The following is a 13,111-nucleotide window of genomic DNA, read 5'->3' on the forward strand; positions in this document are numbered from 1 at the left end:
GGCTGCTGCGCAACCGAGCGGGAGCAAGCTCCCTCGCCACAACAGCATTTCTTGACGCAAATCCCCTGTGGGAGCGAGCTTGCTCGCGATAGCGGTGTATCAGCCAGCATTGAGGGTGACTGACTCACCGCTATCGCGAGCAAGCTCGCTCCCACAATTTAGGGGGTGGGGCTGCTTTGTGTGCTCGGCGCAATAGCCGCAAATCTGCGACAATCGCCCCCTGCTCAAACCGACGACCCTTGCGTACCTGATGACTGACCAAGCCCCCGCTATCGACAAGCTGCTGAAAAACCTCGACCACGCCATGCTCGCAGACCGCAACCGGTTGCGACGCCAGTTGTTCGAGCTGCGCAAGAAGCCCGACGAGGCCAAGCTGGCCCAGTGGGTGACGCGCATGCAGGCGTCGTGCGATCAGGTGCTGGCGCGCAAGGCGAGTCTGCCGGTGATCCGCTACGACGATAATTTGCCGATTGCCGCCAAGCGCGACGAAATCAAGGACGCGCTGCTCAAGCACCAGGTGCTGATCATCGCCGGCGAAACCGGCTCGGGCAAAACCACGCAGTTGCCGAAGATCTGCCTGGAAATCGGTCGCGGCCAGCATGGCTTGATCGGCCACACCCAACCGCGGCGGATCGCCGCGCGCAGTGTGGCGAGCCGGGTGGCCGAGGAACTGGCCACGCCGTTGGGGGCGCTGGTGGGCTATCAGGTGCGGTTCGAGGACCAGAGCGACGCCAACACCCTGATCAAGCTGATGACCGACGGCATCCTGCTGGCCGAGACCCAGAATGACCGTTACCTCGAGCGCTACGACACGATCATCGTCGACGAAGCCCACGAACGCAGCCTGAACATCGACTTCCTGCTCGGCTACCTCAAGACCCTGCTGCCACGTCGTCCGGACCTGAAAGTCATCATCACCTCGGCGACGATTGACCTGGAGCGTTTCTCCAAGCATTTCGATGACGCGCCGATCGTGGAAGTCTCGGGCCGCACCTTCCCGGTGGAAACCTGGTATCGCCCGCTGACCCTGGAGCAGGACGAGGAAGGCAACCGGGTCGAGGACGACTTGACCGTCGACCAGGCGATCCTCGCCACCCTCGATGAAATCGCCGCCTACGAGCGCAGCGAGCGGCGCAGCCCTGGGGACGTGCTGGTGTTCCTGCCGGGCGAGCGGGAAATTCGCGACGCCGCGGAGATGCTGCGCAAGGCCCAGCTCAAGCACACCGAGATTCTGCCGCTGTATGCGCGACTGTCGCCGGCCGAACAGCAACGGATCTTCCAGTCCCACCCGGGCCGTCGCGTGGTACTGGCGACCAACGTCGCCGAAACCTCGCTGACCGTGCCGGGCATCCGCTACGTGATCGACAGCGGCACCGCGCGCATCAGCCGCTACAGCTACCGGGCCAAGGTCCAGCGCCTGCCCATCGAAGCCATTTCCCAGGCCAGTGCCAACCAGCGCAAGGGCCGCTGCGGGCGGGTCGAGCCGGGGATCTGCGTACGGCTGTACAGCGAAGAAGATTTTCTTGGACGGCCGGAGTTCACTGACCCGGAAATCCTGCGCACTAACTTGGCGGCGGTGATCCTGCAGATGCTGCACCTGCGTCTCGGCGAGATCACCGATTTTCCGTTCATCGAACCGCCGGACGGCAAGGCCATCAGTGACGGTTTCAACCTGCTGCAAGAATTGTCGGCGGTGGACCGCAACAGCCAGTTGACCCCGCTCGGTCGCCAGTTGGCACGCCTGCCGGTGGACCCGCGCATGGGCCGGATGCTGTTGGAAGCGGCGAAGCTGGGCAGTTTGCAGGAAGTGTTGATCGTCGCCAGCGCCATGTCGATCCAGGATCCCCGCGAGCGTCCGCCGGAGCGCCAACAGGCGGCGGACCAGGCCCACGCTCAGTGGAAGGACGCGGATTCGGACTTCGCCGGGCTGGTCAACCTGTGGCGCGGTTTCGAAGAGCAGCGCCAGGCCCTGACCGCCAGCCCGCTGCGCAACTGGTGCCGCAAGAACTTCCTCAATTACCTGCGCCTGCGCGAGTGGCGTGACTCCCATCGCCAGTTGAGCCTGATCTGTCGCGACATGCAGCTGAGCCTCAACAAAGAACCGGCCGACTTCCCGAAATTGCACAAGGCGGTGCTCTCGGGCCTGTTGAGCCAGATCGGCCAGAAAACCGAAGATGGCGACTACCTCGGTGCTCGCCAGCGGCGGTTCTGGGTCCACCCCTCGTCGGGCCTGGGCAAGAAGCGTCCGCAATGGCTGATGACCGCCGAATTGGTGGAAACCACCAAGCTGTATGCGCGCATGGTGGCCAAGATCGAACCGGACTGGATCGAACCGCTGGCCGGGCACCTGATCAAGAAAAACCACTTCGAACCCCATTGGGAGAAGAAGCGCGGGCAGGTGGTGGCCTATGAGCAAATCACCCTGTTCGGGCTCATCGTCGTTGGTCGGCGGCCAGTGCATTACGGGCCGGTGGACCCGGTGGTCTCCCGTGAACTGTTCATCCGCGAGGCGCTGGTGCGCGGCGAGATCCAGTCCAAGGCCAAGTGCCTGAGCGCCAATACCCGGTTGCTGGAGCAACTCGACGAGCTGGAAGCCAAGGCCCGTCGCCGCGACATCCTGGCGGACGAGGAAACCCTGTTTGCGTTCTACGACGCGCGCTTGCCGGCCGAGATCCACCAGACCGCGACGTTCGACAGCTGGTACCGGATCAACAGCCAGAAAGACTCGCAACTGCTGATCATGCGCGAAGAAGACGTGCTGGCCCGCGAAGCCAGCGAAGTCACCGCCGCACATTACCCCGACACCTTGCGCGTCGGTGACCTGACCTTGCCGCTGAGCTATCACTTCGAGCCCAACCACCCGCGCGACGGCGTGACGTTGCGAGTGCCGGCGCCACTGCTGCCGATGCTGCCGCCGGAACGCCTGGAGTGGCTGGTGCCAGGGGTGATCGAAGCCAAGTGCATCGCCCTGGTGCGCAACCTGCCCAAGGCCTTGCGCAAGAACTTCGTGCCGGTGCCGGATTTCGTCAAGGCGGCGCTGCAACGCATCACCTTCGCCGAGGGCTCTTTGCCGCAGTCCCTGGGCCGTGAGCTGCTGCGCATGACCGGAGCGCGGGTCAGCGACGAAGCCTGGGCCGAAGCGGCCCAGCAAGTGGAAAGCCACCTGCGCATGAACCTGGAAATCGTCGACGGCCAAGGCAAGTTCCTCGGCGAGGGCCGCGACCTGGCCGAGCTGACGGCGCGTTTTGCCGAAGCCAGCCAGGCGGCCTTGGCCGTGCCGCAAACGGCGAAAAGCCAGGCACCGGTGGAGGCGAAGGTCTTCGCGCCGGTGGCCGAGAAAACCCAACAGAAGATCGCCGGGCTGTCGATGACGGTCTACCCGGCGCTGGTGGAAGAGGGCGGCGTGGTCAAGGAAGGGCGTTTCCCGACGCCGGCCGAAGCCGAGTTCCAGCATCGCCGGGCCTTGCAGCGCTTGCTGATGCAGCAATTGGCCGAGTCGGCCAAGTTCCTGCGCGGCAAGCTGCCGGGGCTGACGGAACTGGGCCTGCTGTACCGCGACCTGGGCCGCATCGACAGCCTGGTGGAAGACATCCTGCTCGCCAGCCTCGACAGTTGTGTGCTCGAAGGCGAAGCGAGCCTGCCCCGTGACGGCGCCGCGCTGGCTTCCCTGGCCGAGCGCAAGCGCGGCGGCTGGACCGAGCACGCCGAGCGCCTGGCGAAGCTGACCCTGGACATCCTCAAGCTCTGGCATGGCCTGCAAAAACGCTTCAAGGGCAAGATCGACCTGGCCCAGGCCGTGGCGCTGAACGATATCAAGCAGCAACTCAGCCACCTGGTGTACCCGGGCTTCGTCCGCGAAACCCCGCATCAATGGCTCAAGGAATTGCCGCGCTACCTCAAGGCCATCGAGCAACGCTTCGAGAAGCTCGGTAGCCAGGTGCAGAAAGACCGGGTCTGGAGCGGCGAGCTGTCGAACCTCTGGGCCCAATACCAGGCCCGCGCCAGCAAACACGCCCAGGAAGGCAAGCGTGATCCGCAACTGGAGCTGTACCGCTGGTGGCTGGAGGAATACCGGGTGTCGCTGTTCGCCCAGCAACTGGGTACCAAGGTGCCGATCTCGGACAAGCGCCTGGGCAAGCAGTGGGGGCAGGTGGAGGGTTGATGGCAAAGCCCCTCTAACCCCTGTGGGAGCGAGCTTGCTCGCGATAGCGGTGGTTCAGCCTGCATTGATGTTGACTGATACACCGCTATCGCGAGCAAGCTCGCTCCCACAGGGTAGGGTGTTGTAGTGAAGGGAGAATGGGCCAAACGCCAGTGTTTATGGCAAACTTCGCAGCTATAAATGCCGGTCCCGTGGTTTTGAGCTTCAATGCCCCGGGCGGATCGGAATAAAGCGATGCCAGGGCTGCTTCCCCGGATGGGAAAAGTCCCTTTGTGTATTGGTACGTCGGTGCCAATGCTTTCTGCCTGAACAGATCAGAGACACGACCATGCATAACGTCGTCATCAGCGGCACCGGCCTGTACACCCCGGCCAACAGCATCTCCAACGAAGAGCTGGTGCAATCTTTCAATACCTATGTCGCGCAATTCAACGCCGACAACGCCGACGCCATCGCGCGCGGTGAAGTCGAGGCCTTGACCGAGTCCAACGCCGCGTTCATCGAAAAGGCTTCCGGCATCAAGAGCCGCTTTGTCATGGACAAGGACGGCATTCTCGATCCACAACGCATGACCCCACGCTTGCCCGAGCGTTCCAACGACGAGTGGTCGGTGCTGTGTGAAATGGCTATTGGCGCTGCGAAGCAGGCCCTGGAACGCGCCGGCCGCACCGTCGCCGACATCGACGGAGTGATCGTCGCCTGTTCCAACCTGCAGCGTGCCTACCCGGCCATCGCCATCGAAGTTCAGGAAGCCCTGGGCATCGAAGGTTTCGGTTTCGACATGAACGTGGCCTGTTCCTCGGCCACTTTCGGCATCCAGGCAGCAGCCAACAGTGTGCAACTGGGCCAGGCCCGGGCAATCCTGATGGTCAACCCGGAAGTGTGCACCGGTCACTTGAACTTCCGTGATCGCGACAGCCACTTCATCTTCGGCGACGCGGCTACCGCCGTGATCATCGAGCGGGCGGACCTGGCGACCTCGCCGTACCAGTTCGACGTGGTCAGCACCAAGCTGCTGACCAAGTTCTCCAACAATATCCGCAACAACTTCGGCTTCCTCAACCGCGCCGCGGAAGAAGGCGCCGGTAGCCGCGACAAGCTGTTCGTCCAGGAAGGCCGCAAGGTGTTCCGCGACGTCTGCCCGATGGTGGCCGAGCTGATCGGTACCCACCTGGAAGAAAACCAGCTGAACGTTGGCGAGGTGAAGCGCTTCTGGCTGCACCAGGCCAACCTGAGCATGAACCACTTGATCGTGCGCAAGCTGCTGGGACGCGAAGCCTCCGAAGAGGAAGCCCCGGTGATCCTCGACCGCTACGCCAACACCAGTTCGGCCGGTTCGGTGATTGCATTCCACAAATACCAGGATGACCTGCCCAGCGGCTCGGTTGCCGTACTCAGTTCGTTCGGCGCCGGTTATTCGATTGGCAGCGTGATTTTGCGCAAGCGTTGATCCACTGTTGCTGCGTCGAATTTTTTTGTGGGGGCAAGTCCTTGTGGGAGCAAAGCTTGCTCGCGAAACAGGCGACTCGGTTTATGGAGGACCGCGTCGCCTGCATCGCGGGCAAGCCTTGCTCCCACATAAATCCCCGCCACAACCGCGATCTATCCAGCAATAGGGCGTTGAATGACGATCACCGATGACACCCTCCTGCTCCAACGCCTCCTGGCCGGTGAGCAGCAGGCCTACAAGGAGCTGGTCAGCGCCTACCAGAGCCCGATGCGCGCCGTGGCCTATGCCATCGTCGGCAGCCGCCATGTCGATGAAGTGGTGCAGGACGCGTGGCTGTCGGTGGTGCGCAATCTCAGTGGTTTCCAGGGGCGTTCCAGCCTCAAGACCTGGCTACTGACCATCACCGCCAACGCTGCCAAAGGGCGCTACAAACAGAACCGTCGGGAGGTGTTGCTAGACGATCTGCCGTCACCCCATGGCACCCTCGGCGATGATCGTTTCGCCGCCGACGGTCATTGGCTGCTGGCACCGTTCGCCTGGCACCAGGACACGCCTGAGGCGCTGCTCACGATGGAGGAATTACGCGATTGCCTGGAGCACACATTGCTCAGCCTGTCGGAACTGCAAGGCAGCGTGCTGAACCTGCGGGAACGCCAGGGGCTGGAGCTGGAAGAAATCTGTAATCTTCTGGATATTTCGCTCTCCAATGTGCGAGTGCTGTTGCATCGCGCCCGGCTGAAAGTCTTCGCGACTGTTGAACATTTCGAGGAAACCGGCGAATGCTGACCTGCAAGGAACAAGTGGCGCGCTCCAGCGATTATCTCGACGGCCAGTTAAGTTTTCGTGAACGCCTGATGGTGCGTCATCACCTGATGTTCTGCCCCAACTGCCGGCGTTTTATCCGCCAGATGCGCCTGATGCAGGCGACCCTCAGGAAACTGCCGCAACCGCCGATTCCCGACCTGGATCACCTCGCCGAGAAACTCGCCGCCGAGCGCCGTAGAAATACCCATTAAACCCCCAGACACCACCCACCCCCTGTGGGAGCGAGCTTGCTCGCGATAGCGGTGTATCAGTCAACATCAATGCAGACTGAACCACCGCTATCGCGAGCAAGCTCGCTCCCACAGGGGTTTCTGGTTATTCCCATTCGAAGTAAAAAGTTCCGCTGTCATAAAATCTTTATGTGATAGCAACTCGCCTGACACAACCCGTCGCCAAGATCCCCTCCCAACACCAGCGGGCCCAGTTCCGCGTGTTTTCTAACGGCACAGACTACCAACAGGGGAATTCTTCGATGATCCGCAAGCACTTCGCAGGTGTTGCCGCCAGCGCACTGGCAATGGCAGTAACCGCCCAGGCTTTCGCCGGCACCGTCACCACCGACGGCGCCGATATCGTGGTCAAAACCAAGGGCGGCCTTGAGGTCGCTACCACTGACAAAGAGTTCAGCTTCAAGCTCGGTGGTCGTTTGCAGGCTGACTACAGCCAGTTCGACGGTATCTACACCGACAACGGCAAATCGGCCGACGCCGCTTACATCCGTCGCGCCTTCCTGGAACTGTCCGGCGTGCTGTACACGGATTGGGCCTACACCATCAACTACGACATGTCCCACAACAGTGGCGACTCCGATAACGGCTACTTCGACGAAGCGTCCCTGGCCTACAACGGCTTCAAGCCGGTTTCGATCAAGGTTGGTCGTTTTGACCCCGACTTCGGCCTGGAAAAAGCCACCAGCTCCAAGTGGGTGACTGCGCCAGAGCGTAACGCCGCCTACGACCTGATCGACTGGACCAACAGCCATCAGAACGGCCTGGGCCTGCAAGCCTCCAGCACCTTCGCCGATTCGTTCTATGCCTCGGCCGGTGTGTTCAGCAAGGACACCGACGACACCGACGGCGACAGCGTCAAGCAAGTCAACGGTCGCTTTGTGTTCGCCCCGATGCACGAAGCCGGCAACGTGCTGCACTTCGGTGTGAACGTGGCTTCGCGCGACGTTTCGGACACCGTCTTCGATGCGCGTTATCGCTCCCGCCTGGGCATGCGTGGCGTTGAAACCCTGGGTGGCAACGACGCCGGCCCTAACGGCAACCGTCCGGTACTGGGCGGCGCGAACAACTCGCCAGCCGGTTCGTACGACCGCGACACCGCGTTCGGCCTGGAAGCCGCTTTCGCCATGGGGCCTGCGTCGATCCAGGGTGAATACATCACTCGCAAGACCAAGGCTGATGCCGATGGTTTCGAAGACATCAAAGGCCATGGTTTCTACGTACAGGGCGCGTATACCCTCACCGGCGAGTCCCGTGGTTATAAAGTCGGCAAGTTTGACGCGATCAAACCTCAGAACAAATCCATCGGCGCCTGGGAAGTGTTCTATCGCTTCGACAGCTTGACCGTCGAAGACGACAACATCACCACTGCCTCGGCGACCCGCGACGTGGGCGATGCCGAAGCCAAGGTGCACAACCTGGGCGTGAACTGGTACGCCAACGAAGCGGTGAAAATTTCCGCTGCCTACATCAAGGCCAAGACCGACAAAGTCACCAACGCCAATGGCGACGACGATGGCGACGGTTTTGTGATGCGTGCCCAGTACGTGTTCTAAATCGCGCTGACTTGATACACCGCTCTGACTTCATCCGTTAAAGCGCTCCTTTGAACCCCGCCCCTGGCGGGGTTTTTTTATGTGCGCCTGGTCAGGATCGGCGATACTCGCTCCATCCGTCGTCTGGCTATCGAGGAATCGCATGCCGCTTCACGTCTTGGACAGCCTGTCCACCATCGCGCCGCACGAGTGGGACGCGCTGGTGCCCGCCAACCAGCCTTTCCTGCGCCACGCCTTCCTCAGCACCCTGGAAGACAGCGCCAGCCTGGGGCCGAATTCCGGTTGGCAAGCCGAGCATTTGCTGCACATTGAAGACGGTCGTCTGCTGGCGGCCTTGCCCAGTTACCGCAAGTGGCATTCCTACGGCGAATACGTGTTCGACCACGCCTGGGCCGACGCTTGTGCCCGCGCCGGCATCGACTACTACCCCAAGCTGCTGACAGCGGTGCCGTTCAGCCCGGTCAGTGGCCCGCGGTTGCTGGCGGCGCGCGGGGAAGATGGCCTGGAGCTGCTGGGCAGCTTGCCGGGGTATCTGGAAATCGAAGGGCTTTCCAGCGCCCACATCAACTTCACCGACGCCTTCACCGACGCGGCACTTGCCGGGCAGGAGGGCTGGCTGCAGCGAATCGGCTGTCAGTATCACTGGCAAAATCGCGGTTATCGGGACTTCCAGGATTTTCTCGATGCGCTCAGTTCCCGCAAGCGCAAGCAGATGCGCAAGGAGCGCGAACAAGTGGCGGGGCAGGGCATCGCGTTCGAATGGCTCGAAGGTCATCAGTTGGACGAGGCGCAGTGGGATTTTGTCTACGCCTGTTACGCCAACACCTACGCGATACGACGGCAGGCGCCGTACCTGACCCGAACATTCTTCAGCCTGCTGGCCGAACGCATGCCCGAGGCCATTCGTGTGGTGCTGGCCAAGCAAGGTTTGCGACCGGTGGCGATGGCGTTCAGCCTTGTGGGCGGCGACAGTTTCTACGGACGTTACTGGGGCTGCCTGGCGGAGTTCGACCGCCTGCACTTCGAGACCTGTTTCTATCAAGGCATGGACTACGCGATTGCCCACGGCTTGCAGCGCTTTGACGCCGGCGCCCAGGGCGAGCACAAATTGATTCGCGGGTTCGAGCCGGTGATTACCCGCTCATGGCATTACCTGCGCCACCCTGGTTTGAAGGCGGCGGTCGAGGACTTCCTCATGCGCGAACATGAGGGTGTACTGGCCTATGCCGAAGAGGCGAAGACAGCATTGCCTTATCGGCAGTGCTGATCTTCGCGGGTGTGACTCAGCGGTTTTCCTGGCCCAGCCAGCGGTACGAGACACCGCCGATGACGGCGCCCAGCAGCGGCGCCACCCAGAACAGCCACAGCTGCTCGATGGCCCAGCCACCGACAATCAGCGCCGGACCGGTACTGCGGGCCGGGTTGACGGACGTGTTGGTGACCGGAATCGAGATCAGGTGAATGAGCGTCAGGGCCAGGCCGATGGCAATCGGTGCCAGCCCGGCCGGCGCACGTTTATCGGTGGCGCCGAGGATGATCAGGATGAACATCGCCGTCATGACCAGTTCGGTGACAAAACCGGCCGCCATCGAATACCCACCGGGAGAATGCTCGCCATAACCGTTCGCGGCCAGGCCGGACGCGGCCAGGTCAAAGCCTTCCTTGCCGCTGGCGATGAAGTAGATCAACGCGGCGGCCAACACGCCCCCTATGACTTGGGCAATGATGTAGGCAGGCAACTCCCTGGCCGGAAACCGCCCGCCCACGTACAAGCCCACCGACACCGCGGGGTTCAGGTGGCAGCCCGAGATGTGCCCGATGGCGAACGCCATGGTCAACACCGTCAAGCCGAAGGCCAGGGCAACCCCCAGCACGCCAATCCCGGAGGCGGCCAATACTGCGCTGCCACAGCCACCCAATACCAGCCAGAACGTACCCAACAACTCAGTCGTTGAACGTTTGAGTAAAGACATAAGGTTCCTTGATGAAACAGTCGTGATGATCGGTTATGCATCCAGCAGTATTACGACAGGTTCATCTCCAGAACCTGACTTGAGTACAGCAGAGCGCGGCGACAAATCCAGCGACAAAAAAAACGCCAGCGTCATGGACGGTGGCGGTTTTGGCCGTGGTCGGCGGGGAGTATGTGGTTGCGGTGTGGGCTAAATGGATCCTGGACAGAATTTTTCAGTATTGCTGATTCAAACCGGATCCCTGTGGCGAGGGAGCTTGCTCCCGCTGGGCTCTGTAGGAGCTGGCGAAGCCTGCGATCTTTTAATCTTGATCTTTTGCTTGAGATTCAAGTGTCTGGGGAAAGATCGCAGCCTCGTTGAACTCGACAGCTCCTACAGGCGCACCCCAGCGGGAGCAAGCTCCCTCGCCACGGGGTCAGTGGTGTCTGGTAGAGATCAGTCGATCCCCACGAACCCACCCGTCTGGTGCTGCCACAATCGCGCATACAACCCGCCATGGGCCAGCAGTTCGGCATGGCTGCCGGTTTCGGCGATGCGACCATTCTCCAGCACTACCAACCGGTCCATCCGGGCGATGGTGGAGAGGCGGTGGGCGATGGCGATCACGGTCTTGCCTTGCATCAGCGTCTCGAGGCTTTCCTGGATGGCCGCCTCGACTTCCGAGTCCAGCGCTGACGTCGCTTCGTCCATGATCAGGATCGGCGCGTCCTTGAGCAGCACCCGCGCGATAGCGATGCGCTGGCGCTGGCCGCCGGACAGTTTCACGCCGCGTTCACCCACATGGGCATCGAAGCCGGTGCGGCCTTCGGCGTCCGACAGCAGTGGGATGAACTCATCGGCCCGGGCCTTGCGCACGGCTTCCCAGAGTTGCGCATCGGTGGCGTCTGGCTTGCCGTAGAGCAGGTTCTCGCGAATCGAGCGATGCAGCAGCGAGGTGTCCTGGGTGATCATGCCGATGCGCTCGCGCAGGCTTTCCTGGCCGACTTCGGCGATGTCCTGGCCATCGATGAGAATGCGCCCGTCTTGCACGTCATAGAGGCGCAGCAGCAGGTTGACCAAGGTGGATTTACCCGCGCCGGACGGACCGATCAGGCCGATTTTCTCGCCGGGCCTGATGGTCAGGTTCAGGTCGCCGATCACGCCGCTTTTCTTGCCATAGTGGAAATCCACATGCTCGAAACGCACTTCACCCCGGGCCACCGCCAGGGGCTTGGCCTGGTCGCGGTCGGTGACACTGACCGGTTGGGAGATAGTCTGCAGGCCGTCCTGGACCATGCCGATGTTTTCGAAGATGCCGGTGACGACCCACATGATCCAGCCGGACATGTTGACGATGCGGATCACCAGCCCGGTGGCCAACGCGATGGCGCCGACGCTGATCAGCGACTGGGTCCACAACCACAGCGCCAGCGCCGTGGTGCCGACGATCAGCAGCCCGTTCATGCTGGTGATGACCAAGTCCATGCTGGTCACCACCCGGCCAGCCAACTGGGCTTTTTCGGTCTGCTCCTGGATGGCTTCGCGGGCGTATTGCTGTTCGAAGTTGGTATGGGCGAACAGCTTGAGGGTGGTGATGTTGGTGTAGCCGTCGACGATCCGGCCCATGAGTTTGGAGCGGGCGTCGGACGACACCACCGAGCGCTCCTTGACCCGTGGCACGAAATAACAGAGTGCACCGATGTAGGCGGCGATCCACATCAGCAGCGGGATCATCAGGCGCCAGTCGGCTTCGGCGAACAGCACCAGGGAACTGACGGCGTAGATCAGCACGTGCCACAGGGCATCCACGGCCTGCACCGCCGAGTCACGCAGGGAGTTGCCGGTCTGCATGATGCGCTGGGCGATGCGCCCGGCGAAGTCGTTCTGGAAGAAATTCAGGCTCTGCTTGAGCACGTAGCTGTGGTTCTGCCAGCGAATCAGGCTGGTCATGCTGGGGCTCAGGGTCTGGTGCACGAGCAGGTCATGCAGGGCCACGAAGATCGGCCGGAAGATCAGCGCCACCACGGCCATCCAGGCCAGCTCCAGGCCATGGACCTTGAAGAAGTCCACATTGGGCGTGCCCTGGGTCAGGTCGATGATGCGGCTCAGGTAGCTGAACAGCGCCACTTCGATCAGCGCGCCGATCAGGCCCACCACCAGCAGTACGGCGAAGCTGGGCCAGACCTGTTTCAGGTAATAGGTGTAGAAGGGCAGGACGCGATTCGGCGGGGCCGAGGTGGGGGCGTCGCGGAAGATATCGATCAGTGTTTCGAAACGGCGATAAACCATCAGTCAATGCCCTGGCAGGGGCTCTCCTTTATTGCTATGGCCGGCGCGGGATGACCGCGCCGGCCAGGCTTGCCGTGTGCCTCTTCAGTCGATGCGCTTGGCCGACTTGATGAGCACAGGGTCGATCGGCACGTTTTGCATGCCTTGTTTGGTCGTGGTCTGGGAGTTGACGATGACGTCCACCACGTCCATGCCCTTGACCACTTTAGCGAACACTGCGTAGCCGGCGTCACGGCCCGGATCGAGGAAGGCGTTGTCGGCCACGTTGATGAAGAACTGGCTGGTGGCCGAGTCCGGGTTGGACGTGCGGGCCATCGACAAGGTGCCACGAACGTTGTGCAGGCCATTGCTGGCTTCGTTCTTGATCGGCGCCTTGGTGTCTTTTTGTTGCATGGCTTGAGTGAACCCGCCGCCCTGGGCCATGAAGCCCGGGATCACACGGTGAAAAATCGTGTTGTTGTAGAAGCCGCTGTCCACGTACTCAAGGAAGTTCTTGGTACTGATGGGGGCCTTGACCGGGTCCAGCTCGATTTCGATCTGGCCGTTGGTGGTGTCCAGCAATACATGCGGTGCCTTGGCGGGTGTCGCGGCCATCAGGTTGGCGGCAAACAGTACGGTGCCGGCGGCAAGGGCGATTTTTTTCAGCATGG

General features: G+C 61.8%; 9 protein-coding genes. 6 read left to right on the top strand and 3 right to left on the bottom strand.

Annotation, left to right across the window (positions count from 1 at the left end; translation table 11 throughout):
• The first annotated feature begins 250 nt into the window (after window positions 1-250).
• The 6 genes from hrpA (at window position 251) to LOY50_RS07385 (ending at window position 9,487) form a co-directional block, all read left to right on the top strand.
• Complete coding sequence (gene hrpA / locus LOY50_RS07360; protein WP_258690557.1) at window positions 251-4,162, top strand: ATP-dependent RNA helicase HrpA; 3,912 nt, start codon at window positions 251-253, stop codon at window positions 4,160-4,162.
• A 328-nt stretch (window positions 4,163-4,490) separates the two neighbouring features.
• Window positions 4,491-5,612, top strand: coding sequence for a beta-ketoacyl-ACP synthase III (locus LOY50_RS07365; RefSeq protein ID WP_258690558.1), 1,122 nt, complete (start codon window positions 4,491-4,493; stop codon window positions 5,610-5,612).
• A gap of 174 nt (window positions 5,613-5,786) precedes the next feature.
• Window positions 5,787-6,398 (top strand): RNA polymerase sigma factor, encoded by a 612-nt coding sequence (locus LOY50_RS07370; RefSeq protein WP_253472299.1) that lies wholly within the window; start codon window positions 5,787-5,789, stop codon window positions 6,396-6,398.
• Window positions 6,392-6,628 (top strand): anti-sigma factor, encoded by a 237-nt coding sequence (locus LOY50_RS07375; RefSeq protein WP_258690559.1) that lies wholly within the window; start codon window positions 6,392-6,394, stop codon window positions 6,626-6,628. The genes LOY50_RS07370 and LOY50_RS07375 overlap by 7 nt, the downstream gene beginning before the upstream one ends.
• Window positions 6,629-6,909: 281 nt before the next feature.
• The gene (locus LOY50_RS07380; protein WP_214512047.1) at window positions 6,910-8,220 is read left to right on the top strand and encodes an OprO/OprP family phosphate-selective porin; all 1,311 of its coding nucleotides are present in this window, start codon (window positions 6,910-6,912) and stop codon (window positions 8,218-8,220) included.
• Window positions 8,221-8,362: 142 nt separating this feature from the next.
• Complete coding sequence (locus tag LOY50_RS07385) at window positions 8,363-9,487, top strand: GNAT family N-acetyltransferase (RefSeq protein ID WP_258690560.1); 1,125 nt, start codon at window positions 8,363-8,365, stop codon at window positions 9,485-9,487.
• A gap of 16 nt (window positions 9,488-9,503) precedes the next feature.
• Here LOY50_RS07385 and aqpZ read toward each other — a convergent pair whose 3' ends face one another.
• The 3 genes from aqpZ to LOY50_RS07400 form a co-directional block, all read right to left on the bottom strand.
• The gene (aqpZ, locus tag LOY50_RS07390; RefSeq protein ID WP_253472305.1) at window positions 9,504-10,193 is read right to left on the bottom strand and encodes an aquaporin Z; all 690 of its coding nucleotides are present in this window, start codon (window positions 10,191-10,193) and stop codon (window positions 9,504-9,506) included.
• Between the two features lie 435 nt (window positions 10,194-10,628).
• On the bottom strand, window positions 10,629-12,461 hold the full coding sequence (locus tag LOY50_RS07395) for an ABC transporter ATP-binding protein (RefSeq protein ID WP_258690561.1): 1,833 nt from the start codon (window positions 12,459-12,461) through the stop codon (window positions 10,629-10,631).
• A gap of 84 nt (window positions 12,462-12,545) precedes the next feature.
• A complete protein-coding gene (locus LOY50_RS07400) occupies window positions 12,546-13,109 on the bottom strand; it encodes a peptidylprolyl isomerase (RefSeq protein WP_214512043.1) in 564 nt (187 codons plus the stop codon).
• Window positions 13,110-13,111 lie beyond the last annotated feature (2 nt).

Source organism: Pseudomonas sp. B21-010 (assembly GCF_024749325.1).
GTDB classification, from domain to species: Bacteria; Pseudomonadota; Gammaproteobacteria; order Pseudomonadales; family Pseudomonadaceae; genus Aquipseudomonas; species Aquipseudomonas kilonensis.

What these genes read in the sequence shown, in the direction of transcription:
- aqpZ (WP_253472305.1), bottom strand. Translation starts at nt 10,193, where the DNA reads ATGTCTTTACTCAAACGTTCAACGACTGAGTTGTTGGGTACGTTCTGG.
- LOY50_RS07380 (WP_214512047.1), top strand. Translation starts at nt 6,910, where the DNA reads ATGATCCGCAAGCACTTCGCAGGTGTTGCCGCCAGCGCACTGGCAATG.
- LOY50_RS07375 (WP_258690559.1), top strand. Translation starts at nt 6,392, where the DNA reads ATGCTGACCTGCAAGGAACAAGTGGCGCGCTCCAGCGATTATCTCGAC.
- LOY50_RS07365 (WP_258690558.1), top strand. Translation starts at nt 4,491, where the DNA reads ATGCATAACGTCGTCATCAGCGGCACCGGCCTGTACACCCCGGCCAAC.
- LOY50_RS07385 (WP_258690560.1), top strand. Translation starts at nt 8,363, where the DNA reads ATGCCGCTTCACGTCTTGGACAGCCTGTCCACCATCGCGCCGCACGAG.
- hrpA (WP_258690557.1), top strand. Translation starts at nt 251, where the DNA reads ATGACTGACCAAGCCCCCGCTATCGACAAGCTGCTGAAAAACCTCGAC.
- LOY50_RS07370 (WP_253472299.1), top strand. Translation starts at nt 5,787, where the DNA reads ATGACGATCACCGATGACACCCTCCTGCTCCAACGCCTCCTGGCCGGT.
- LOY50_RS07400 (WP_214512043.1), bottom strand. Translation starts at nt 13,109, where the DNA reads ATGCTGAAAAAAATCGCCCTTGCCGCCGGCACCGTACTGTTTGCCGCC.
- LOY50_RS07395 (WP_258690561.1), bottom strand. Translation starts at nt 12,461, where the DNA reads ATGGTTTATCGCCGTTTCGAAACACTGATCGATATCTTCCGCGACGCC.